General features: G+C 54.2%; 1 protein-coding gene. It reads right to left on the bottom strand.

Annotation, left to right across the window (positions count from 1 at the left end):
• Positions 1-161: 161 nt before the first annotated feature.
• A complete protein-coding gene (locus tag BMY98_RS26530) occupies positions 162-1,592 on the bottom strand; it encodes an IS1182 family transposase (protein ID WP_074893766.1) in 1,431 nt (476 codons plus the stop codon).
• Positions 1,593-1,665 lie beyond the last annotated feature (73 nt).

The following is a 1,665-nucleotide window of genomic DNA, read 5'->3' as shown; positions in this document are numbered from 1 at the left end:
GGCCCAGAGTGTGTAAAAACGCGGTGGTGTACTGTCGGCGCGCAGCGCCGAAGGTTGTTAGCCGCGGAGCTGCTCGCAACAAGCTTACGGGTCGTCACTAGGGGTCGTGGAGGCTTCAGCGAGGCTTCTGGCGAGCCGAGTAAGCAACGAAGTCAACCCTTTCAGGCCGACAACGCCTTCATTAAGCTGCTGGTGCCAAGGATTTTCATAACGCGCTTCATGTTATAGGCGAGCACGTTCAAGCTCATTTCTGCACTGACGCCGTCCAGCCTCCGCGTCAAAAAATGCGTGGCGCCCATCCACTGTTTGAGCGTTCCGAAGGGATGCTCAACTGTGCGCTTTCGGACTCGCATCATGTCCGGTGCGTTACTCAGCCGGTCCTGCATCTCTTCCAATATCGCCTCATGCTCCCAGCGCCGAACACGGCGTTGCTTGCTCGGTGTGCACTGTGTTTTCAAGGCGCAGCCTTGACACTTTGAACTCCAGTAACGATGCAGCTTCATGCCTTTCTCGACGCTGGAGAAACGCCATATCAGCGTTTCTCCAGCTGGACATACATAGCGATTTTTCGCCGTGTCATAGATAAAGGCATCGTTGTTAAAACGCCCATCAGCTTTGGCTCCAGAGGTCATTGGTTTGGGCACATACGCGGTGATATCCGCGTTGTGACAAGCCAGGATTTCCTCACCTTTGAAATAGCCTCGGTCGGCCACCACCGAAAGCGAATCTGATGCCATGGCCTCGCGCGCCTGCTTGGCCATAGAGCTGAGCTGATCACGGTCGGAACCGACATTGGTCACTTCATGAGCAACGATCAAATGGTGCTGAGCATCGACTGCTGTTTGCACGTTGTAGCCAACGATTCCTGTACCACGCGTCATCATCGAACGCGCGTCTGGATCGGTCAGTGAGACCTGTTTATCCGGTGAGTCGTTGAGCCGTATTTCAATCGCCTGAAGCTCCTTCATTTGCACTTTCAGCTTGGCGATTTTCTCTTCCAGCCGCACCGTCCTGGCCTCAGAGGATGTGGGCTCTTGCCTATCCGCTGTATCGAGTGCGGCCAGGTAACGGTTGATGCTCGATTCGATTTCTTCCATGCGCCGCTTCAGTTTTGCGCTGGTGAAATTACGGTCGCGGTTGTTCACGGCTTTGAATTTGCTGCCATCAATGGCGACCAGATTTTCACTGAACAATCCCAACTGCTGACACAGCACCACGAACTGGCGACAGACGCCTCGGATAGCCTTGCTGTTGTCTTTTCGGAAGCTGGCGATGGTCTTGAAATCCGGCATCAAACGGCCCGTCAACCACATCAGCTCAACGTTGCGTTGAGCTTCTCGCTCGAGGCGTCGGCTTGACTGGATGCGGTTGAGATAGCCATAGATGTAGATCTTCAGCAGGACTTCAGGGTGATAAGCAGGTCGGCCTGTATCAGCAGGAATAGCGCCGTCAAAACCCAAGTTGACCAGGTCGAGTTCGTCGACAAACACGTCAACCACGCGCACCGGATTGGTATCGCTGACGTAGTCGTCGAGGCTTTCGGGAAGCAAAGTGCTTTGGCCTCGATGTTCACCTCGGATGAAACGCTTCATGGGCGATCCTTTCGATGAAATCCTCAGAAATCATAGCAAGGGTTTGCGAAGGCGTTTTCACACACTCTGGGCC

Origin of the sequence: Pseudomonas graminis (genome assembly GCF_900111735.1) — a bacterium.
Lineage (GTDB): Bacteria > Pseudomonadota > Gammaproteobacteria > Pseudomonadales > Pseudomonadaceae > Aquipseudomonas > Aquipseudomonas graminis.
This window is presented reverse-complemented; position numbering and strand designations above follow the sequence as displayed.